17 protein-coding genes and 1 pseudogene are annotated in these 23,909 nt (G+C 31.7%); 10 read left to right on the top strand and 8 right to left on the bottom strand.

Annotation, left to right across the window (positions count from 1 at the left end):
- Positions 1-8: 8 nt before the first annotated feature.
- Positions 9-8,630 carry a GH36-type glycosyl hydrolase domain-containing protein gene (locus ACWJJ2_RS17120; protein WP_462953609.1) on the bottom strand — a complete coding sequence of 2,874 codons (8,622 nt, stop codon included), beginning with the start codon at positions 8,628-8,630 and terminating at the stop codon, positions 9-11.
- Between the two features lie 165 nt (positions 8,631-8,795).
- Positions 8,796-10,097: a M18 family aminopeptidase gene (locus ACWJJ2_RS17115; protein WP_216301852.1), complete on the bottom strand. Its 1,302-nt coding sequence runs from the start codon at positions 10,095-10,097 to the stop codon at positions 8,796-8,798.
- A gap of 175 nt (positions 10,098-10,272) precedes the next feature.
- On the opposite strand from ACWJJ2_RS17115, the gene ACWJJ2_RS17110 reads away from it, so the two are divergent.
- A complete protein-coding gene (locus ACWJJ2_RS17110; RefSeq protein WP_220286111.1) occupies positions 10,273-11,460 on the top strand; it encodes a cation diffusion facilitator family transporter in 1,188 nt (395 codons plus the stop codon).
- Positions 11,461-11,695: 235 nt separating this feature from the next.
- On the opposite strand, the gene ACWJJ2_RS17105 is transcribed toward ACWJJ2_RS17110, so the two are convergent.
- Both ACWJJ2_RS17105 and ACWJJ2_RS17100 read right to left on the bottom strand, forming a co-directional pair.
- Positions 11,696-12,241 (bottom strand): GNAT family N-acetyltransferase, encoded by a 546-nt coding sequence (locus ACWJJ2_RS17105; RefSeq protein WP_462953608.1) that lies wholly within the window; start codon positions 12,239-12,241, stop codon positions 11,696-11,698.
- Positions 12,242-12,526: 285 nt separating this feature from the next.
- Positions 12,527-12,868, bottom strand: coding sequence for a hypothetical protein (locus tag ACWJJ2_RS17100; protein ID WP_462953607.1), 342 nt, complete (start codon positions 12,866-12,868; stop codon positions 12,527-12,529).
- 282 nt (positions 12,869-13,150) lie between these two features.
- Here ACWJJ2_RS17100 and ACWJJ2_RS17095 point away from each other — a divergent pair, with 282 nt between their 5' ends.
- From ACWJJ2_RS17095 to ACWJJ2_RS17055, 9 genes are all read left to right on the top strand, one after another.
- A complete protein-coding gene (locus ACWJJ2_RS17095) occupies positions 13,151-13,357 on the top strand; it encodes a helix-turn-helix transcriptional regulator (RefSeq protein ID WP_216301849.1) in 207 nt (68 codons plus the stop codon).
- A 1-nt stretch (position 13,358) separates the two neighbouring features.
- Entirely contained in the window at positions 13,359-13,811 is a 453-nt protein-coding gene (locus ACWJJ2_RS17090) for a hypothetical protein (protein ID WP_462953606.1), read from the top strand.
- A 14-nt stretch (positions 13,812-13,825) separates the two neighbouring features.
- On the top strand, positions 13,826-14,047 hold the full coding sequence (locus ACWJJ2_RS17085; protein WP_462953605.1) for a hypothetical protein: 222 nt from the start codon (positions 13,826-13,828) through the stop codon (positions 14,045-14,047).
- A 304-nt stretch (positions 14,048-14,351) separates the two neighbouring features.
- Positions 14,352-15,014 (top strand): response regulator transcription factor, encoded by a 663-nt coding sequence (locus ACWJJ2_RS17080; RefSeq protein WP_216301846.1) that lies wholly within the window; start codon positions 14,352-14,354, stop codon positions 15,012-15,014.
- Position 15,015: 1 nt separating this feature from the next.
- Positions 15,016-16,473, top strand: a complete 1,458-nt coding sequence (locus tag ACWJJ2_RS17075) for a sensor histidine kinase (RefSeq protein ID WP_462953604.1) — start codon at positions 15,016-15,018, stop codon at positions 16,471-16,473.
- A 149-nt stretch (positions 16,474-16,622) separates the two neighbouring features.
- Complete coding sequence (locus tag ACWJJ2_RS17070) at positions 16,623-18,050, top strand: ABC transporter permease (protein ID WP_216301844.1); 1,428 nt, start codon at positions 16,623-16,625, stop codon at positions 18,048-18,050.
- A gap of 15 nt (positions 18,051-18,065) precedes the next feature.
- Positions 18,066-18,737, top strand: a complete 672-nt coding sequence (locus tag ACWJJ2_RS17065) for an ABC transporter ATP-binding protein (protein WP_462953602.1) — start codon at positions 18,066-18,068, stop codon at positions 18,735-18,737.
- Positions 18,738-18,908: 171 nt separating this feature from the next.
- Entirely contained in the window at positions 18,909-20,309 is a 1,401-nt protein-coding gene (locus ACWJJ2_RS17060) for an ABC transporter permease (protein ID WP_462953603.1), read from the top strand.
- A gap of 15 nt (positions 20,310-20,324) precedes the next feature.
- Positions 20,325-20,996, top strand: a complete 672-nt coding sequence (locus ACWJJ2_RS17055; protein ID WP_462953602.1) for an ABC transporter ATP-binding protein — start codon at positions 20,325-20,327, stop codon at positions 20,994-20,996.
- Positions 20,997-21,181: 185 nt separating this feature from the next.
- Here ACWJJ2_RS17055 and ACWJJ2_RS17050 read toward each other — a convergent pair whose 3' ends face one another.
- The 4 genes and pseudogenes from ACWJJ2_RS17050 to ACWJJ2_RS17035 form a co-directional block, all read right to left on the bottom strand.
- The gene (locus tag ACWJJ2_RS17050) at positions 21,182-21,946 is read right to left on the bottom strand and encodes an MBL fold metallo-hydrolase (RefSeq protein WP_462953601.1); all 765 of its coding nucleotides are present in this window, start codon (positions 21,944-21,946) and stop codon (positions 21,182-21,184) included.
- Between the two features lie 365 nt (positions 21,947-22,311).
- Positions 22,312-22,541: pseudogene (locus ACWJJ2_RS17045) on the bottom strand (DapH/DapD/GlmU-related protein); the annotation flags it as partial.
- 26 nt (positions 22,542-22,567) lie between these two features.
- Positions 22,568-22,858 carry a YciI family protein gene (locus tag ACWJJ2_RS17040; protein ID WP_462953600.1) on the bottom strand — a complete coding sequence of 97 codons (291 nt, stop codon included), beginning with the start codon at positions 22,856-22,858 and terminating at the stop codon, positions 22,568-22,570.
- Between the two features lie 73 nt (positions 22,859-22,931).
- Entirely contained in the window at positions 22,932-23,741 is an 810-nt protein-coding gene (locus tag ACWJJ2_RS17035) for a nitroreductase family protein (RefSeq protein WP_216301838.1), read from the bottom strand.
- Positions 23,742-23,909 lie beyond the last annotated feature (168 nt).

The raw sequence follows: 23,909 nt of genomic DNA, 5'->3' as shown, positions 1-23,909 counted from the left end.
CTGTTTTTTTATATTATAACTTCAACTTTATGCACTCCATCAATAAATGGAACCAATCCATCTTCGCATAAATTACCATCAAGCCAAATTCCTTTGTTTCCCTGGCGCTTAACCTCAATCACATATTCGAATTTATCTTTTTTATATATAATCTCATACTGTGGCCATTCCTCTGGCACACAAGGTTCAATGGTAAACCCTTTTCCCTCCTTTAGTTTAAACCCTAAAATCGCCTCTATTCCCGTTCTATACATCCACCCTGAGGTTCCAGTATACCAACTCCACCCTCCGCGTCCTACATGAGGTTCTTTTCCATAAACATCAGCAGTCATTACGTAAGGCTCAGTTTTATATCTTTCACACTGAGGCAGTGTTTTTGTATGATTAATAGGGTTTATCATATTATAGAGCTTTGCCGCCATGTCACCTTTGTAAAGTTTAGCAAAGGCAAGAATTACCCAAGTTGCAGCGTGTGTATATTGTCCACCATTCTCTCTAACTCCCGGCACATAGCCTTTTATATAACCTGGCTCCAAAGTAGATTTATTAAAAGGAGGAGTTAAAAGCAAAATCATTCCATTATCTTCTTTTATTAAATAATGCTCTAATGACTTCATAGCCTCCTCTGCCCTTTCTTTATCTGCAGCTCCTGATATAACTGCCCATGATTGAGATAGGGAATCTATCTTACACTCCTCATTTTGAGATGATCCTAGTGGCGTGCCGTCATCAAAATATGCTCTCCTATACCAATTACCATCCCATGCGTTTTCCTCTAGATTTATCCTTATATATTCTTGCATCTCCTTGTATTTCTTTATTCTTTCATCATCGTTTTTATATGTGCAAGCTTCAAAGAAATCTCCTAGTATATCATATAAGAACCAACCAAGCCATACGCTTTCACCTTTGCCCTTATTCCCAACGGTACTCATTCCATCATTCCAATCTCCACTACCCATTAGTGGAATGTTATGAGGACCGAATTTAAGGCTTTTATCTATAGCTTTTATGCAATGTTCATATATACTACCTGTAAAATCTGCCCTTCCAGAAATATTATATCTTTCATCTTCACCGTCTGTTAGTGGCGTATCCATTAAATACTGAGCTTGCTGATCAAGAATAGAAAAATCCCCTGTGTTTTTTATATAATCCATAGTGACATAAGGTAGCCATAATAAGTCATCGGAGAACCTTGTTCTTATACCACTATCTACAACCGGATGCCACCAATGTTGCACATCACCTTCAACAAATTGCCTTGAAGCACTGTATAGAATCTGTTTTTTAGTCATACTTGGCTCAATCATGCCTAGTGACATAACATCCTGAAGCTGATCTCTAAAGCCATAAGCTCCACCAGATTGGTAAAAAGCAGTTCTCGACCATAACCTGCACACTATAGTTTGGTACATTAGCCATCCATTAAGCATTAAGTCCATACTCTTATCCGGAGTCTTAACTTGCAACGTATGAAGTAATTTGTTCCAATAGTTCTTTACATTTTCGAGTTCAGTATCCACTCTCTTAAAATCTTCAAATTCGCCAATAGTTTTAGAAACATTTTCCAAATTTTCATTTTCACCAAGCATCGCTACTAATTCAATCTCCATATTAGGTTCTATATGAATTTTTGAAGTGACTGCAAGACATGGATCGAGTCCTGCTCCTACATTGTTTGAAAGTCTTACTCTCTTTAGTACCTCAGGTTCCTCTACACTTCCTCCTCTGCCTAAAAATTCACTTCTATTGCCAGTAAAGCTTTGTTGCCCGCCTCCAAATAATCTTAAGAAAGCATTTATTTTCCCAAAATGCTGACTATAACAATTTGTAGCATATATATATTCCTTCTCTTCATTCAAATGAGTAACAATATGCTGAGCAGTATGCTCTCGTACAACCCCCATCACAAGTTCTGCGTAGTAGGTTATACTTATATCTCTTGCTATATCACTATTATTTCTAAGTTTTATTTTGCATAGCTTAACGTTATGCGACCTAGGCACAAACATGGTTACTTCACCCATAATTCCAAAAGCTTCATGCTTGAAATTTGAATATCCAAAGCCATGCTCAATTAAGTATTCTCCACCATCCCTTATTGGTTTAGGTGTAATGCTCCACACATTGCCATAAGCATCATCTCGCAAATATATAGCTTCTGAGCATTCATCGCTTACCCAATCATTAGACCAATTAGTAATTTTATTTTCGCGGCTATTAAGGTACCATGTATAAGCTGATCCACATTCTGATACATGGAATCCAAAATCACCATTTGAAATTACATTTATCCAAGGTGCTGGTGTATTATTAAAATCCTTAAGTAGAATAGTATAGTTTTCACTTTCTACATTAAAGCCTCCTAAGTCATTAAAGTACTCTAACGGTTTCATATTAAACTTGTGCTCTTTCCATTTAAATTGATTTTCTACAATCTGTAATAATGGTTGTTTTTCTATTTTCTTTAAATTGTTCTGAATTTGAGATACTAACATTCCCTTGCGGGAATCTATAACTATTCTAGCTATAGCTATTAAAAGCTCTATATCCTCCTCCATAATAGTAGCCTTATTAAGTATAAAGAGCCCTCCAGGTTTATTTTCTTTATCTCTTAAATGACTACTGCACACAAAATCCTTAATATCAGTTTGTAAAGGCTGATCATATGAGGCTTTTTGAAGATTTATTATTACCAAATCAACTCTTAACCCTTTAAGGCTTAAGTATTCATGGGCATTTAAAAGTTGACGAACGAGGTCTTTATCTTTGCTCTCACGAACTATAAGTAGAATTATAGGTAAATCTCCTGAAATACCATATCCCCAAAGCGTAAATTGTCCCTTCTTTACATTTTTTATATTTTCTTCTCTTTGTTTAAAAGTGGAATTTAAAAATAATATTTTAGAAGCCATTACTTGGTATAAATTTGCTTGGCTAGATTTTATACCTAGATATTTCATGTCTACCTGAGTTTGGCTCCACGCCAGTTCAAACACCGCATTTACATTGTGAAGTTCACTATATTTCTTAGCTAAACTTATTACTTCTACTTTACTATCAGCTATCGAAGTAGTGAAAGCTATAATGCACGTTTCACCAGGTTTTATATTTACTCTTCTCCTCATACTTACTATAGGGTCAAGCACCGCCCCTACAGTATTGGATAAAATTGAGTCCTGCTTCATTGCTATAGGGTGTATTGTATTTTCACCACGCCCTATGAAACTCTCTCTGCTAGTCTCATATTGAACAGTTCCTACGGTAGTTCCCTCCGTTGCAACAGTTTGCATAATCCAAGGTTGATTTTTACCCTTAGCCCTAGGTCTTCTCGTTGCCAGGATGCAGCTAGGATTATCTATATACTCTGTTTTTACAAATAGATTTCCAAAAGCTGGATGGACTATGTCTGCATCATAATGAGCTAGAGTTACTTCTAAATAGCTTGTTATTTCTAAACTTTTACTTACGGTACCATGATTTGTAATGGATAATCTTCTTACCTCTGAGTCATCCTCTGTAGACACAGTGATTTCCGTGCGAGTAGTAATATCACCATCGTCCCTTGTAAATTCAGCTTTGTCTAAGGCGAATGTTACCTCATAACTATTCCCTACCTTTTTACAAGGTTCATAAGCTGCACTGAAGTATTCATGTTCATCCATATCTTTGATATACACGAACATGCCTGTATTGTCCTTAGTGACATCTTCCCTCCATCTATAAATCATAGTTCTATCTCGCATAGCATACCCTGACCCACTATTAGAAATCATTAGCGAATAACTTCCATTAGAAATTAAATGTGTTTCTGGAGTTTCCGTTTTAGCTGTAATATATTTTCTAACTATAATCTTTTGTTTTCCTATAGTAGTTCCTGATATATTAAATTTATATTTTCTATCATATACCACTCTCTTAGAAATTTTCTCTTGAAGCAATAGCTCTGTAGCTTTGACCTTTGGCAAAGTATGAAATCTTTTTTGAAGAATATTATTTAATAATACATTGTCTATTGCCATTAAGCTCATACCTTCATGATGAATCATGAAGCACTTAATAATAGCCTTAGGTTCCTCCTTTAACATTCTATTTTTAGTGTAATCTACCGCTTCATAAAAACCATAAGTTCCTTCTAATCCTTCCAAAGCAAGGCTCTTAAGATTATGATAAGATCCTCTAAAATCAGTTTGCAGTGCCATAACAGTAGCGTATGGCGCAATAACCAATTCATCTTCGAGTCCTGACTTGAGTCCTACTCCTGCTACCCCAAATGCCTTGTATTGGTAATTTGAATTTATGTCAAAATTATAAAATGCAGATTCAGATATTCCAAAAGGCACCCCTCTTTCATTACAATATTTCTTTTGTGCCCCAATTACAGCTTTATAAGTTTCATCTAGCATTGTTTCCGGATAATTTTTCATTATAAGTAGGGGCATCATATATTCAAACATGGTCCCACTCCAAGAAACTAATCCCTTACTTTTACCCATAAGAGTCATAGACCTACCAAGCTTAAACCAGTGTTTTTTAGGAACATCTCCTTTTGCTATGGCAACAAAGCTAGCCTGCCTTGACTCAGACGCAAGTAAATCGTAATAGCTCTTACCTAGACTATCATTCTCAACGTCATATCCAATTCTAAACAGTTCTCTTTCTTCATCATACAACATTTTAAAATCAGTAGCTTCTGCCATTGAATTTAGTCTTTCTTTTAAGCTCTCAATGCTACTAATAACCACTTGAGCTTTTTCTTTTGTATTTTGCAGTAAATCTTTTAATTTCTCTAAAGATTCATCACTTTTTGACATGCCATTTAACATATTTAATATGTTGGTGGTTTTTTCTGGAATACAATTTATTGCTGTGTTTTCGATTAAGCTTTTTAAAGAATTACTAATGTCTATATCAAAGTTTTTTTCATGGATAAACTCAAACCAAGGGAAAAATTCATTTATTTCCTCTAAGAACTTATCCACATCACCTTTGAGTTTTTTATTCCAATATGGCTCCTTGCCTTTTTGTACTTCCGTAACCCTTGATGCTAAATCTACAAGCACAGTTCTCCAAGAATAAAAATCTGTTTTGTCATTGCCTAAGGTGACAATCACTTCATGATATAATTCTTTCATTTCTTTGGATTCTTCTATTTCTTCACTAGCAAGCCTTATTGTGTCTTGCAAACCCTCCACTTGCACAAGATTAAATATTGGATTACACAAATATTCTTCTAGTGATTGAGAAACCAACCAGAGATAACCAACTAAGTTCCCGCTATCCACAGTGGACACATATCTAGGATAAAGTGGAGTTTTAGTTTTAGTATCATACCAATTATAAAAATGACCTTTATACGTAACCATGTCCTCAATTGAAGTCATAATTTTCTCTATTCTTTGTGTTACTTCCATTATGCCTATATACCCTAGATCATAGGCAACTATATTTGACGTTAATTCCATACCCATATTAGTGGGTGAAGTTCTCTGGGCTAATCCATTAGGCGGATCTTCTTGATAATTATCTGGTCCAAGCCAATTATTTTCGTCATTGACAAAATCCTCAAAATACGCCCAAGTTTTCCTACTTAATTTCCTTAAAAAGATCTTTTCTTCAACCATCATTTTAAAAGTTTCTAAACTTCTATCGCGACTTATAACATATGCAATTACAGGGCTTAAAAACCAAAGCACACAGGACGGTATACTAAGAAACCCAATACTCAAACTTGAATTAAATGCTAAAAATAAAATCAAAAGTGAAACTGCACTTTCAATCCACATAAAAGATATGAAATTTTTAAGTTTTTTCCCTAGTTTCACCTCTACGTCTGCCGCTGTCTGCCACTCTAATAAATTTTTCTTGCTTACCATTATTCTATATAATGTTCTAATTATGGCATCCAACATCATATACGCTTGAAAAGGTATAAAACAAATAATCAAAAATATTTGTTCTATAGCCATAGACCCATTTTGAATTTTACCCGATAAACTTATACCTGCAGCAGGAGAAACTACAGCTTCGGATACATCAAAAAGTATAGGTGCTAAAACCGCAACAAATGCTGCAATAACCCATTTATCCGTCCCATCAGGCAATATTCCACCTAATGCAAGTATGAGCAAAATTGTAATGGAGGGTGCGAGTAAGCTCCTCCTTAAATTATCAAATATTTTCCATTTAGATATTTTATTTATTGGCGAATGTTTTGTAAGCCAAGGTAATAATTGCCAATCACCTCTAGTCCACCTGTGTAATCTCATACAACTAGAATTGTAATAAGCTGGGTATCCATCTATGAATTCCACATCAGTAACTAATGCAGTCCTAACATAGCAGCCCTCTAACAAGTCATGGCTTAATACAGTATTTTCAGGTATTTCATCTTTTAACATATAATTAAATACATCTACATTATAAATCCCTTTTCCAGTAAAAATCCCTTCCCCAAATAAATCCTGGTATACATCAGATACAGCAGTAGTATAAATATCTATACCCGTTTCCCCAGAAAATATCTTTGAAAATAGAGTTTTGTTTGCGCTAAGAATAGACACTCCTACTCTCGGTTGCATTAAACCGTAACCTCTATCCACTTTCTTTTTACTATTATTTATGACAGCATTGTTTAGTGGATGAGCCATAGCCCCTATAAGTTTTTTTGCAGAGTCCCTTGGAAGCTTCGTGTCCGCATCTAATGTAATAACATATTTAACCTTTCTAAGGTTCAGAGGATTGCTGCTTATTACATCGTAACTAGTATTCTCGTTACCTCTTAAAAACTCATTAAACTCCATAAGCTTTCCGCGTTTTCGTTCAAATCCAATCCACTTGTTTTCTTTTTCATTGTACTGTCTATGTCTATTTAGAAAGAAAAATATCTTTTTATCAGGCTTGCAATACTTTTTATTTAAACTTTCTATGGCTAAAAGCCCAACATTAACTATTGACTTATCTTCTACTTCCTCCTCAGTATCACTATCTTTAAAGTCACCCAGTAATGCAAAAAACAAATTTTCCTGAGCATTGGCTAAATAGTATACTTCTAAATCATTTATTAATTCGACTACCCTACTAGGATTATTTAATAGTGTTGGAATTACTACAACCGTACTATATTTTTCTGGTATTACTTCTTTAAAATCCATTTTAGGAATAAAAGAAGGAGTACTCAGAACACTTACACTCCAGTTGAAAATCGATATTACTATTTCGCTACAGGGTACTAATATAACAATTATGGCAAGACAATATCTCCATAAATCTTTATTACTATCATTTAATAGGCTACTCGCAATAATTAGACATATTATTATCGTTGTAAATATAATAATAGTGCCTATATAAAAATTTTCTACATTCTTCTTTATGCTGTTTTTGAGCCTCTCTATACCAGTATTCTCATATCCTATTTTTCGCTTTAATTTATTTAGTCCCTTATCTATCAAATAATATCCAACATGTTGTTCATAGGTATTATTTTCTGAAAATTCACTTTCTTCGCAACATTCAATAGCTTTTTTTGCTATATATGATTCTGGAAGCTTTATATTTTTAGATATTTTTTCTATTTCGTGTCTATACTTATCTCTAGATTGAAAATCCATTTCTCTATAAATATGTGAAGGATCTTCTCTCAAAATACCCTCTACACCACTTAGCTTTTCAAAATAATTTTCCCAATTTAAACCTTCAATAACCCTTATACTATTAATGGAATTTGCCATAGATATTTCAAAATTAGCTTCCATTTGATGCTCTAATACTATAATTTCTTCTAGGCTTGTTTCCTGCGCTCCAAGCCTTTCATCTATAAAATCATAAACCTCTTTAGAATCAATACCATTATCCCTTAACAATTTCAATAATCTTTCTGTAAAATGAGAATTGAATGTAAATTTTTCATTTTCTAATAAATATATCTCTTTGACAATTTTGTCTTCATTAAAAGCATTGATTAACCGCTCTGCAACTTTTTCTGCTTCTTTTTTATCTTGCTTCGCTTTAACAATTTTTTCAGTTATCCTACTAATATTTTGAATTAATGCTATTCTTAACATTATAGGAATAGCCCAAAGTTCACCAGACGTCAGTACAGCACTCCTTTGATAGGCCCTAATAAAATTCTCAATAACTGTTTCATCCATCCTACCGTCGGTGTGAGATGCTATTTCTATAGCAATATGATAAACTCTTGGATAGCCCTTCATGAAACCTTTGTATATCACCGGTAGGTCTTTATAATAATTTTGTGGCATGTTATATTTTATACTCTTATACTCCTTCTCTACCAAGTAAAGATTATCCAAAAGCCATTCAGAAGCAGGCAATACATCTTTTTTATTTTTTTCTTCTTTATCCATGCTATCATAGCCATTTAAAATCTTTTCATAACTTCTATCTAAATTACTAATAAGCTTTTTCTTACAATTAGTTTTTTTCACATCAGCATAATGACGTGCCATTTCGAAAGCATGTTTCTCTAAATCTTCTCTATTCACATTTATGGTTGGAACATCTTTTAGTAAATTTTCCTCTTCATAATAACTCAGATTTTTTCTTATCACTATGTAGATTAAAATACTTATTACGGCTATTGCCCCTAATGTAGCATATGGCATTATAAACACCCTTTCAACACTTTTTGTTAATAATATTTGTAAAGTTTTAGACCTAGTTGAAATTATTATCTCCAACTAATTGTTTAATTATTAGCAAAAACAACAAAAAAAACTCACAATGAAACATTGTGAGTTCTTTTTAAATGTGCTTAAGTTATCTTTTTATTAAATTTTATAAAATTCTTCAAATGATTTCGTAACATAAGTATGGTCTATTACTCCGCCTAGTTCTCTTATAGAATGCATAGCTAGAGTTGGGCTTCCTATATCTACCGAGCGTATATTTAAATGAGTTGAAGATATTGGTCCTATAGTTGACCCACCACGTGCATCAGAACGATTAACAAATTTTTGCACCGGCACCCCTGCTTTTTCACAAACTAATTCATAAACTGCATCAGAGTTACTATCAGTTGTGTAGTTTTGATTAGCATTAATTTTTATAACTGGGCCTTTGTTCATATAAGGCTTATTTGTTGGGTCATTCTTTTCTGGACTATTAGGATGAACAGCATGTGCATTATCCGCTGATATCATAAAAGATTTAGAAATTGATCTTAAAAAATCCTCACGATTTTTATCTAAAGATATTGTAATACGCTCTAATATATTAACTAGCATATTTGAGTCCGCACCTTGCTTTGTTGAGCTTCCTACTTCTTCATTATCAAAACAAACCATTACATTTGTTGCCTCTGCGGCTGGCGCTATAGCTAGTGCTCTTATTCCTGCATGTACCATTGCTAAATCATCTAATCTTGAGCTTGATATAAATTCATTGTTTAACCCGATAATTGAACCCTTTTCGTATTCATAAAGGAATAAATCAAAATCTATAATTTGTTTATGATCTACAGATAATTCCTTTGCAATGGCACTCATAAGATAATTATCTTTTTCTAATTCGTTGCTCACCATTGAAAGTAGTGGCAATGTATCCTTTTGCTTATTTAGTTCAATTCCAGTGTTTATTTCTCTATTCATATGAATAGCTAAATTAGGAATTATCATTATAGGCTTTTTAATATTTACTAACTTAGTTTCTGGATATAGAATATTTTTGTCTCGCAAAGTTACCCGTCCAGCTATTGCAAGAGGCCTATCCATCCAAGTATTTAATATAGGTCCGCCATAAACCTCTGTGTTTAATCTTACATACGTATTATCTACTACCATTTCTGGTGCTGGTTTAATTCTAAATGTAGGCGAATCTGTATGAGCGCCAATAATTTTAAAGCCATTTTCTTCGATTTCTCCCTTTCCAACTACAAACGCAATTAGTGCGGAGTCATTTTTAGTCACAAAATATTTCCCGCTTTTTTTAAGGTTCCACTTTTCTTCTTCTTTAATTTCCACAAAGCCTTCTTTACATAAATCTTCTTTAACCTTTGCTACAGCATGATAAGATGTTGGACTATCATAAATAAAATCAATAAGATTTTGGGCAAATTCTAATTCCTTATTCATATATATTCCTCCAATGAGTGTTAAAGCACATAATTACTTTGCTTATCCCCTTCTCTATTATAACAATTTTTTTAATAAAATTTCTATAAAATCCAAATAAATGCTATAATTAATTATCGAATATATGTTTAAAATTAACTTTTTAAATTATACTATATAATCAGAGGTGAAAAATATGTTATCAAAATTTTTAATTTCAAAATTCGTAAAAAATTCGGAGGATGTTAATAATAAAAAAGTAAGAGAAGCTTATGGTTACCTAGGCGGCTTAGTTGGAATTATAGTGAACTTAGTTCTTTTTACTACAAAACTAATTATAGGAATAATATCAAATAGTATAGCAATTACTGCAGATGCCTTTAATAATCTTTCAGACGTTGCTTCTTCTGTTATTACAATTCTAGGTTTTAAACTAGCTAGTAAGCCACCAGACAAGGAGCATCCATTTGGTCACGGAAGGCTTGAATATATTTCCGGACTTATAGTTTCCTTTTTAGTAATACTAGTAGGTTTTGAATTTATTAAAACCTCTTTTGATAGAGTAATTCATCCCTCAAAAGTAATATTCAAACTTATACCCTTTGTATTAATATTAGCCTCTATAGGATTTAAACTTTGGATTAGTGGATTTAATAAGACCATGGGCAAGGCTATAAAATCTTCAGCCCTTGAAGCCTCTTCAACTGATGCATTAAGTGATGTTGTTAGTTCAAGCTGCGTTGCACTATCACTACTTCTGTCTATTTGGATCGACCTTCCCATAGATGGATACATAGGAATCCTTGTATCCTTTATCATAATATATGCTGGCTACAAGCTTATTCGCGAAACTATGAACCCGCTTCTTGGTGAAGCTCCTGATAAGGATTTAGTAAACGGCCTTAAGGAAAAACTGCTTACCTATGATCATATTACCGGTGCCCATGATTTAGTTATCCATAACTATGGTCCAGGTAGATGTATGGGTTCTATTCACGCTGAAGTTCCTTGTGATATTTCTATAGTTAAAATTCACGAAATTATCGACACAGCTGAAAAAGAAATTTCTGAAGAATTTAACATTTATCTAGTTATTCACATGGACCCTATAAATACAGATGATGAAGATGTTAATGCCTCTCGTTTGGAACTTTTAGATGTATTAAAGTCTTTTTCTATAATAAAATCAATTCATGACTTTAGAATTGTAGGCGAGGGCGAACATAAAAATCTTATTTTTGATGCTGTAATTGATTTTAACCCAAGCTTTACAGATGTTGATGGACTTAACCTAGAAGATGAAATCAATAAAGAACTAAAAAAATGCTACCCAAATTATAATGCCATAATGACCTTAGATAGAGATTATTTAGGAGTCCAATAAAATTAAAAAAGTATATATTACTACAGATGCATTCTCTTCGCTAAGGACTTCTTCAATGCATTTTACGTAATATATACTTTTTTTGCACATAAACACAAATTTATCTATGGTAGATAGCAACCATTGAGTTTTATAGAATCTTAGTTTATGTAAAAAAAAATTTCCTCAAACAACTTAGGAACATTCTATTCTAGTTAATGAACCCATTTTATTGATTCGTTATAAATGAATAGAACTAATAAGAAAACTCCATCTTAACAAATTCACCATATCCTATTAGTGTGTCTTTACTATAAGTATTAACAGTTTTAAAACCCGCCTTCTTATAACATTTAATTGCCCTTTCGTTAAAAGAGCGAACTTCTAAAATAATTTTTTTATTGCCATATCTACTCTTACATTCATTTTTTAATAACTCCATAAAATTATCACCAAATCCTTGTCCACATAAAGATGGTTTTAAGCCAACCCCAATCAAAACATAGTCATTATTATTTATAAATCTAATGTAGCCACATAAACTACCAACTTCATTAATAACAGAACCAAACTCATTTTGCCTTTTTGACTCTATTGCAATACCCCAATTTTGCCTAAGAATAACATCCCATTCTGGAAAATTATATATAGAATATTTACCCTCGTATTTCCAATTACATATTTGTTTTGCATAATCCTCAGTCAAATTTTCTAATTTAAAATTCATTGTACAATCCGTTACGTAAACTTTATAAAACTCTATAACAACATTATATAAGTTTATATTTACTTCCTCATTCATCGTGTCCGATTTCATAGTCCCAAAGGATACTACTTTCGTTTGCTATAGCACTCCAAAGGCTTAAATACCCCTAATAACCTAGGGTATACAGTAGTTATTTTGTGTCTATAATCAGTTCTAATATTATCAAGACTCTTATGTAACTTTATAATATTCTGTTCAAGTTTTATAATATTGCTTGTTTTAACGTAACTTCCTCCTTTTTTATTTAGTTGGTATCTATTAGACACCTTACGTTGCAATCTACGTAATTTTTTTTCTACTTTCTTATCTTTTTGACTTTTATTAATTTTTATATGATTCCTCTTTATTTGAGCATATAGCTAAATCCTTAATTCCTAAATCTATCCCTATACTCTCGCCAGTTAACTCTACTGGTACTTGAATTGATTCTATACCTACTGAAATATAGCCCACAATAACTGATGGTATAAAAAATAATAAAGAATAGGATGCTGTATAATGCGTTCCACTATTACCATTAGACCATGGGATTAATCCTATAAATTTTAATATATTGTCTCCATAGCATACCTTATCTTCAAAAGAAGAAGCAAATAATATTCCCATAACATATAACAATAAAGAAATTGAACCTATCCCTATTTTTTTATTAACTTGTCTCAACCTTAGCACCCCCATGCAAATTATATTATCGTAGCTGTTAATGCATTATTTATGAGACATACGAACTAATTTAACTACAAATTATTCTTTAATCTCTATTGTTTTTTACAACTTTTCAATCCTTTAAAACCACTTATCGCACAAATAGCGACTACATATATTCTCACATCTCTTTACTCTGTTAAAAACATTTTTTGCTTTTTTTTGCAAAGCATGCTTGACATTCAATGCAAAGTACACTATGCTTAAAATGCAAAGCGAACATTGCAAAGGAGAGATGAGATGAAAACATGTATTCAGGAACTACGAAAAAAACATAAATTATCTCAAGAAGAACTAGCATTAGCAGTTGGTGTTACAAGGCAGACAATCACATCCCTAGAGTGCGAAAAATATACAGCATCACTTGTCCTTGCATACAAAATATCAAAATATTTCAATTTGAAAATTGAAGAAGTTTTTAATTTTTCAGAAGTGGGGGAATTATAAAATGGAAGAATATCGAAAAGTAATAAAGAAAAAAATAGGACTTATGTTAGGATTTAATGTGTTGGCAGCTGCCTTTATCACATTAATTGGAATCTCGGAAAATATGACAGCAATAATTAATGAACCTATTACTGATTTTATACATGGGTTTCAATTAGGTATCTTCATATTTTTGCAATTTGTCATGGTAATGTACATTATGAAATATGGAAAATCATTGAAAAACGAAGATAAATTAAAGAAACTGTATATAGTTGAACATGATGAAAGAACGACACTTATTAGAAATAAAATTGGTGGCGTAGGTTTTAACTTTTCCTTAGGCGTAATTGCAACTACCGCAATTATGGCTGGATTCTTTAATCAAATGGTTTTTGTCACTTTACTTGGTGTTCTAATTTTTATGTCATTCGTAAAAGGATTCTTAAAAGTATATTACAGAAATAAATTTTAGGAGGTAGATTCAGTATGAAGAGAGGAAATTATAATAAGTATTTAATCATTGCTAGCTTTTTTGGTTTCATCATATGTTTCATAGGACATTTCATTCATTTGCCCTGTATTATTGTGGGTTTCTGCTTTGGTGCTTGCATAGCATCCTCTACCATTGGTTTATATGCTTTAAATCATGATATAAGTAAATTAAAAAACTTTAAAAGGAACCTTATCAGAAGAATTGCGAATAATTAACCGAATATTGTGTATTTTACTAATAGAGGAAGCATAAGGCTTAAACACAGCCTTATGCTTATCTTTTATATTCAAATAAGCAATTTCTTTTAATTTTATTTACATTCATTATTTTGATAAACAAACTAAACTATTGACTACTTATTTTTAAATTTTAGCAATATTACATATTTAACTAACTAATATAAAATACTAAGAAAGGTAATAAAAATTGTATAATATAATCAGATAATTCTAAATTAAATGCTTTAACTTCACACAAAACTCACACTCATACTTTATAATTAACGGAAGAGGTGTATATATGAATGAAAAAATACTTGTAATTGAAGACGATATAGATATACAAGAAATTATACGTGAATTTTTGTGTGCAAGTGGATATGTTGTTGAAGTAGCTGAAGATGGATTAAAAGGTATTGATATATTTAATTCAAGTAAGTTTGATTTAGTGCTTCTAGATATAATGCTTCCTAAGATTGATGGCTTTGTTGTATGTGAAATTATTAGAAAAACATCTAAAATTCCAATTATAATGCTAACTGCTTTAGAAGAGGAAGAAGATCAAATAAAAGGTTTCGAATTAGAGATAGATGATTATATAACCAAACCTTTTTCAGTTAATCTTTTAATTAAAAGAGTGGAAGCTGTAATTAGAAGAATAAATGCTCAAGACGAAGAGTTAAAACTTAGCTTCGAAGATATTCTAATTGATACTACCTGCTTTAAGGTTTGGGTTGGTGGAAAAGATATAGAACTTACATCTAAAGAATTTGAAATTCTAAAGATATTTATTGAAAATAAAGGTAGAATTTTAACAAGAGAGATAATATTGAACCAGCTTTGGGGATATGACTTTTATGGTGATGCTAGGGTTATTGATACTCACATTAAAAACCTAAGGTGCAAGCTAAAGGTTGATTATATTAAGACGATTAGAGGTGTTGGCTATAAACTTGAAAAATAAAATGAAAAAAAGTATTACATTTAAAATCTTTACAATCACATCTATATTGCTAATAGCATCAGCCATATGCATATATTTAATAATATACTTTATGTTACCAATTTATTACTATAATTATAAACGAAACAATGTAGAAACTGGACTAACGAAATTAGCTAGCACTGTACAAAGCCTTTCAATGGAAGAATCAAAGAAATATTTTGATGAATTTAATTTAAAATATACTGTTAGTTTGAATGTACAAGATATGAAAGGAAATATAATATATCCACCTTTAAATATTATATCTTTTGGTATATCTCAAGATACTGATATACCAAAAGACTCCTTACCACTTCCAGACAAAACATTACTGCGGGGTAGTGTAACTTCAACCATGTCTAAAGAAGTTATCAGTCTTGTTCCAAAACAGATAAAATTTTCAGAAGATAATGAAAGCTACACTATAAATGTTATCATTCCCTTGCAGCCTATAGATGAAGCTTCAAAGGTTTTATTAAATTTAGTGCCCTTAATTGGAATTGTAGTCATTATTATATCAGTGGTAGGTTCCTTTATATATTCAAAGAAAATTACTAAGCCCTTAGTTGAAATAAATAAGAATGCTATACAATTGGCAGCTTTAGATTTTGAAAAAAGCTGTGAGGTAAATAGTGAGGATGAAATTGGAGAAATTGCATTAAGCTTAAATGAGTTAGCATCCAATTTGCAGCATACAATGGATGAACTTAAAAACACTAATTTAAAGCTTTTGGGTGATATTGAAAAAGAACGGGAAATCGAAAGGAAAAGAAGAGAGTTTACTGCTACAATTTCACATGAATTAAAAACTCCTATTACAATAATCAAAGGTCAACTTGAAGGTATGCTTGGAAATATAGGAGTTTATAAGGACAGAGATAAATATATGAATAGATCCTTAGTAGTTTTGGATGATATGGAATCAATGGTTAGAGAAATACTTGAAATTTCAAAATTAGAAACTCATGGGTTTAAACCACAATACACTGAAATAAATCTATCCTATCTGATTAGCAATTGTCTTGAAAAACTCAGCTATCTTATAAGTCAAAAGGATATAAGTTTAAATACAAAAATAGCTGAAGAACTATGTTTTCAGGGAGATGAAAAACTAATTAAAAAGGCCATAGCTAATATTATTAATAACTCCATCACACATACAGAAAGAAATGAGAAGGTTCTTATAAATTTGTATGAGGATAATTATCTAATAGTATTAACTGTTGAAAATGAAGGTGTACATATAGACGAAGCGGAATTCGAAAAGATCTTTAACCCTTTTTATCGCATAGAAAAATCTCGAAGCAGGAGTACTGGTGGCAGCGGGTTAGGGTTATATATAGTAAAAAAAATACTAGAGGCCCATGCTTTAGAATATAAATTTAACAATACTCAGTCGGGAGTTTGTTTTAAAATTATCTTTAACAGAAGCAATTAAGCTTCTGTTTTTTTGCGCCCGGCATGTTAGCACCAATTTATGACTTTCACCTACTTCATTCACGGTAAAAACATTTTAACTTCACCTTAACTACATAATTAAAAACTATAATAACATAAGAAAGATAAGAAAAAGAAGGAGGGTAACAAATGAATTTTATTAAAAGAGCAATACTAAGTGTTACTAAAAGGAAAAGTAAAACTGTACTATTAATTGTGATGTTTTGTGTTATAGCTAATATGGTGCTAGCTGGATTAGCTATACAATCAGCTACTGCTAAAGTTGCTGTTCTTGCTAGACAAAAACTTGGAGGGTCTGTATCTATTGAACTTGATCAGGAAAAGATTCGTGCTAAAAATTCAAGTGATATTCCTAGGCTAAATATGAAGGATATGGATAAACTAAAATCCTTAGAACATGTTAAATCATATAATTATTTAACGAACTCAATTGCTATGGCAGAGAACTTTAAACCTGTTAAAGAGGAAAATAAAAATGAGGTTGAGCCTGGCCAACAGGGAGGTATGAGTATGAGTATGAAACAAGGTGAAGATGGTGAAGAACAAAAGATACCAGATTTATCAATAGATGGCGCTTTATTTTCAAATCTTTATCCCGCTTTTACTGAAGGAAAAAGTAAACTGATTGAAGGACGACATTTAAAAAGTAGCGATGAAGGAAAAAATGTAACAATGATAAATAAAAAACTAGCAGATGCAAACAATTTAAAACTTGGAGATAAAATAAAAATAAAAGATAGAGAAGGAAAAGAAACCTTAGACTTAGAAATTGTAGGTTTATTTACAGATGATGGAACCGAACATACTCCTATTATGGATGCATTTCCTTTTATGAATCCTTCTAATACAATATATACACCTAATTCTGTAGCATCTTTAATGGATTTTTCATCTAAAGATACTTTTAAAGTAGCTACCTATTTCTTGGATGATCCTATACACATGGAAAATTTTAAAAAGGCTATAAAAAATTCTGGCATAGCACTAGATGATTTCAAAATAGATGCACAAGATTCGTTGTATAAAAAGCTGATGACACCTATTGAAAATGTTGGATCATTTTCAAAAACCATAGTTATTATAGTCGCCATTGCTGGTACAGTAATTTTATCACTTTTAATAAACTTATCACTTAAGGGCAGAAGATATGAAATTGGTGTATTGATGTCTCTAGGAGAAAGTAGATTTAGAATTATTGGTCAATTATTATTAGAATTAATAATTGTTGCTACCATAGCTTTTAGCATAGCTACATTTACCGGTAATAAGGTATCACAGACAATGGGTAATACTTTATTACAAAATGAAATAACTGCAAATAAAGATAAAGATGCAAACTCACAATCTGTTTCCTCTCGCAACCCATTTGAGATGTCGGCTCATCCATCACAGAATGATGATATTGATACTATAGACAACATGGATGTTAGCGTGAGTTCAAAAGATTTACAAAAATTATATCTAATGGGATTCATTATAGTGATTTTAGCAACATCAGGTTCAGCAGTTTCAATACTTCGATTTAATCCAAAAACCATATTATCTAGAAATGATTAGGGAGGTTGTATAAAAATGAATACAATATTAGAATTTAAAAATGTGAGTTATCATTATCAGGATGGTTCAAAAAAAACAACGATTTTAAAACAAATAGGTTTTAAGTTCGAAAAAGGAAATTTTTATACAATACTTGGCTCCTCTGGTTCAGGAAAAACTACATTTCTTGCTTTAGCTAGTGGATTAGATACATCCAAAGCTGGAGAGATATTATATGAAAAAAAGAATATAACAAATATAGGGCTTACTAATTATAGAAATAAATATATTGGTATAGTATTTCAATCCTACAATTTAATACCTTATATGTCAGCTCTACAGAATGTTTTAACAGCAATGGAAATAACAAAGAACAAAATAGAAAATAAAAAACAAAAAGCTTATGATTTACTAGAAAAGATGGGTTTATCAAAGGATGAAGCCCATAGAAACGTATTAAAGCTAAGTGGTGGACAGCAGCAGAGAGTAGCAATAGCACGCGCTCTTTCCTCGGAAGGAGATTTGATAATTGCAGATGAGCCAACTGGAAATCTTGATGCTGATATCGCAAGTGATATAGTAACTATATTTAAATCACTTGCTCATAGAGAAAATAAGTGTGTTATAGTAGTTACGCACTCTAGTGAAGTAGCCTCTCAGTCAGACGTTATACTTAGACTTAAAGGTGGTGTGTTAGTTAAAGCTTAAATTTTATTAGAGAATCCTTTTATATGAAATCCCCCCAGCCTAAGAGGTTGGGGGGATCTCACTATCAGATACAGGCGATATTCATGTTAAAAACATTTTAACTTCACCTTAACTATATAATTAAAAACTATAATAACATAAGAAAGATAGGGAAAAGAAGGAGGGTAACAAATGAATTTTATTAAAAGAGCAATACTAAGTGTTACTAAAAGGATAAATAAAACTGTACTATTAATTCTGATGTTTTGTGTTATAGCTAATATGGTGCTAGCTGGATTAGCTGTACAATCAGCTACTTCTAAAGTTGGTGATCTTACTAGACAAAAACTTGGAGGGTCTGTAGATATTACTCCTAATTATGAAAAGGCAACTTCTCAAAAATCAGCAGATGATCTACCTAAGCTACATATTAAGGATATAGATAAACTAAAATCCTTAGAGCATGTTAAATCATATAATTATTTACAGGCAACAAATGTTATGGCAGAGAACTTTAAACCTGTTAAAGCGAAAAAAGATGACACTAAGGATGCATTGCCTGAAGGTACGTCTATTCCTGATTTATCATTGGAAGGTACTTTATATTCAGATCTTCATCCTGATTTTACTGAAAGAAAAAGTAAACTGGTTGAAGGACGAAATTTAACAAGTAGCGATGAAGGAAAAAATGTAACAATGCTAAATAAAAAACTAGCAGATGCAAATAATTTAAAGCTTGGAGATAAAATAAAAATAAAAGCTCAACACGGAGAAGAAACTTTAGACTTAGAAATTGTAGGGTTATATACAGCTGATGAAACTAAATCTGATCCTAGGATGGCTGATTTTATGGATAAATATAGCTCTATGAATCCTTCTAATAAAATATATACACCTATTTCTGTAGCATCATCCTTAGGTGATTCTTCATCTAAAGGTACTATTCAAAAAGCTACTTATTTCTTGGATGATCCTATAAACATTGAAAACTTTAAAACAGATGTAAAAAATTCGGGTATAGCACTAGATGATCTCAAAATAGATGCACAAGACTCGCTGTATAAAAAGATGATGGCACCTATTGAAAGTGTTGGCTCATTTTCAAAAACCATAGTTATTATAGTCGCCATTGCTGGTACAGTAATTTTATCACTTTTAATAACTTTATCACTTAAAGACAGAAGATATGAAATTGGTGTATTGATGTCTCTAGGAGAAAGTAGATTTAGAATTATTGGTCAATTATTATTAGAATTAATAATTGTTGCTGCCATAGCTTTTAGTATAGCTACATTTACCGGTAATAAGGTATCGCAGAAAGTAGGTAATACTTTGTTACAAAATGAAATAAAGGCAAATGAAAAGGAAAAAACAGAATCTGAATCACAATCCGGGTCAGTGACGATGGTTATGAGTAGTAGCGGACCAGCGCTTGATGCTGATGCTATAGACAAAATAGATGTTAGCGTAAGTTCAAAGGATTTACAAAAATTATATCTAATGGGATTCATTATAGTGATTTTAGCAACATCGGGTTCAGCAGTTTCAATACTTCGATTTAATCCAAAAACCATATTATCTAGAAATGATTAAGGAGGCTTTATAAAAATGAATACAATTTTAGAATTTAAAAATGTCAGTTATCATTATCAGGATGGGTCAAAAAAAACAACGATTTTAAAACAAATAGGCTTCAAGTTCGAAAAAGGAAATTTTTACACAATACTTGGCTCTTCTGGTTCAGGAAAAACTACATTTCTTGCTTTAGCTAGTGGTTTAGATACATCCAAAGCTGGAGAGATATTATATGAAAAAAAGAATATTACAAATATAGGGCTTACTAATTATAGAAATAAATATATTGGTATAGTATTTCAATCCTACAATTTAATACCTTATATGTCAGCTCTACAGAATGTTTTAACAGCAATGGAAATAACAAAGAACAAAATAGAAAATAAAAAACAAAAAGCTTATGATTTACTAGAAAAGATGGGTTTATCAAAGGATGAAGCCCATAGAAACGTATTAAAGCTAAGTGGTGGACAGCAGCAGAGAGTAGCAATAGCACGCGCTCTTTCCTCGGAAGGAGATTTGATAATTGCAGATGAGCCAACTGGAAATCTTGATGCTGATATCGCAAGTGATATAGTAACTATATTTAAATCACTTGCTCATAGAGAAAATAAGTGTGTTATAGTAGTTACGCACTCTAGTGAAGTAGCATCCCAGTCAGACGTTATACTTAGACTTAAAGGTGGTGTGTTAGTTAAAGCTTAAATTTTATTAGAGAATCCTTTTATATGAAATCCCCCCACCTATGAAGATTAAATCATTCCGGCGACTTGATGTGAAAAATCCATATTGAGTCGCTGATTTTATTATTTGCAAATTAATTCATACTCATTAATGTTTTGTTGCTTTATCTTAATCTCTGGCACAAAATCAATGATTATTTTGTACTTCTAATTTTTCATAACCATGTTCTTTTTCTGGTTCTTTCCTATATTTATTTTTAGTTTTTCAACTGAAAACGGGTTCCCATGTGCTAGGAATATTCTCTGGCAATTTTCAGAAATTATTTTTCTCCAACTCTCATAATATTCATCAATATTGCAAATAAATATTACACAATACCTTGTTCCAGCAAATTTGAGCATATTAGCAGCGGCATCTCCTACTATACAATCACCGTTATCAAACAATACTGAAATAGAATCTATAGTATGTCCAGGTGTTTTCAGTATTTTCCCGTTTAAACTAATTCCAATATCTTTGAGCCTTATTTCTTCTTTAACAAGAATATCATTTACTCGTACCTTATAGGGTGGAAATTTAAGATTGGTTTTTTTGTCTATAATTCTTTTTAAATGTATCCCAATATATATCTGCTTAAGAGAAACCAGTTGTTTTATGCGTTTGTTTATGAGTCCACCACCATGTGTTAGATCATTTTCTCCCTTTAACAATAAATCTTTTGCAAGATAAGACATTACTACTTGAACACTACTATTTTCTTTCAATATTCTATTTAACAATCCACAATGATCATCATGATGATGCGTTAGTATAATATGACTAATATCAGATAATCTAACACCAACTGATTTTAATCTTTTACAGAATAAATCCCAATCATATTCATATCCTGTATCAATTAAAATATATTTGTTTTCAGTTTTTATTAAAAAGCAATTAGTCACACTAAGCTTTAATTGGATAATTTCCATTTTGGTACCCCTCCATTATTAATATAATTTTGAAATCCCCTCTAAGTTAATAGATGCTATCAAGGTTCATAATCCTTATTTAATTAGTATTTTCAAATATAAATCTAACTTTACTCTCCTTAGAAAAAAACTAAACACTAATATTGAATAAATTATATAATTAATTACAGTTGCTATTGCGGAGATGCAATATTAATGACTTCGGAAGGAGATTTATACTCCCACTGAAGTTTTCTATTTGTTATGGCATGTAACCCCCACTTATAGAAGTGGGAGACTTTCCTTCTGAAATGTTATTAAACCAAGTGATTTTACCGATTGGCGACCTATAACTGTTAAAGGTTGGTCGTAACTGAATGACACTGTTTACACGGATTCGCCCCTAGAATATGATATGGTGGAATATCTTTTGTTACTACAGAATTAGCTGCAATAATGGCACCATCTCCTATATGTACACAAGGCATTACGGTAACATTTTGTCCAATCCATACATCATTACCAACTACAGTATCGCCTTTTAGAGGCATATCTTCAAGACTAGGTGTAGCTTTTTCCAAATATTCCCCATAATATTAAATGGATATGTTATAATATTTTTTGATTTGCATAATAAGAAGATTATTCACTTATGAAATGTTCAAACCCCTCAGCATATTTTGTAGACGAAAACTCAATTATTTCGTATTCGGCAATTTTATTAATATAAAATGGATCTTCTTTAATTATTGTTTTAACTTCTTCCCTATTCTTTGCATTACAAAGAATTACTCCACCTACCCTCGGATTTCTTCTGCCTGAACAAATAAACTTTTGTAATGAATAATATTTCTCTAAATGTTTTATATGTGGTTTTAATTCTTTTTCAACTTCCTCAAGTGGCTTTATATACTTCAATACTAAAATAAACATTAATATTCCACTCCTAAAAACTATTTTTAATCAACCTTATTATACGATTATGACCTAACTATGAAAACTGTCGTTAAATCCAAGTAACATCTAATGGGTTACGATCTACCAGTCGCTTATAACCATATTGGGGATACCCAACCATAACTGCACCTGTTAATACTTTATTTGTTGGAATGTTAAACAATTCCATCAACGGATAATAATTATCAAACGCACACATTTCAAAGAGTCCGGCCCAACAACTGCCTAACCCAAGGGTAGTTGCAAACAGTTCCATGTAGGCAAAGGAAAAAATCGTATTTTCTCTACCGTTTCTAATTTCTTTTGGAGCCATTGCTAAAATTAGATTTGGAGCATCACGTAATACTTTATCTATCCCAGTTTCTCTGTAATCACGAACATGATAAGGAAAACTCCAGTGGTGCAAAGGATTTTCAATTTGTGCTTCCATCCATTCTATGACAACCTCAGTAGCTTTTTTCAGTATTTTTTTATCTTCTACAATTATATATGATATTCCTTGCTGGTTACTGGCGGTAGGTGCAAAACGTGCAATATTAACTAATTTAATTAATTGTTCTCGTTGCACGGCCATGTCTTTGTAACAGCGAATTGATCGACGAGACCTAAGAAACTGTTTAGCAGTTTCTTCATTTACAACCGGGAACTTTTTTAGATCGGTCTGGTTATTTAAAGGTGTTTTGATATTGTCAATTGCACTGTGAGGGCATATGGCAACACACTGCCCACAGGCTATACATGCTTGTGGCTCAATTGCTACAGGACCATTTTCTCCCATACCCAAAACTTTTGGTGGGCATACTTTCGTACAAATTCCACATTTAATACACTTTGCTTGGTTTACTTTAATTAATTCCATTGGTGTTCACCCCTATTTTGTATATTCATAATTTCCATAATGTGCTTCTAACGGTATAATATTACATGATAACATCGTTTTTTACAAGTACACACCTATTAGTAGCATAGTATTTAAAATCAATCAAATTTAATGTAAAAGATACGATTAATCAGTAATATAAACGAC

Source organism: Clostridium sp. CM039 (genome assembly GCF_055081075.1).
This window is presented reverse-complemented; position numbering and strand designations above follow the sequence as displayed.